Genomic DNA, 231 nt, shown 5'->3' on the forward strand with positions numbered 1-231 from the left:
CGCCAAAGCTGGTGGCAACCGCGTAAGCTACCGGAAATGCAAGTGCGGCGGCGGCGTTGTTGGTAATTAACTCGGTAACAATTAAGGTAATCAGATAAATCCCAACAAAGGCGGCAAACACACCATAACCATTAAACACACTTAACAACGCTTGCGCCATGATGTCTGCTAGGCCGGTTGTGACCATTAAGTTAGCTAACCCTAAGGCACTTCCTACGATCACCACCAGTT

The 231-nt window shown here is 48.5% G+C and carries 1 protein-coding gene; it reads right to left on the minus strand.

Annotated features, from left to right (window positions below):
* On the minus strand, positions 1–187 hold a 187-nt coding region (locus tag AAEY78_RS15195; protein ID WP_352340365.1), incomplete at its 3' end, for a hypothetical protein.
* Positions 188–231 lie beyond the last annotated feature (44 nt).

The organism is Psychrobacter sp. 16-MNA-CIBAN-0192 (assembly GCF_040309565.1).
GTDB lineage: Bacteria > Pseudomonadota > Gammaproteobacteria > Pseudomonadales > Moraxellaceae > Psychrobacter.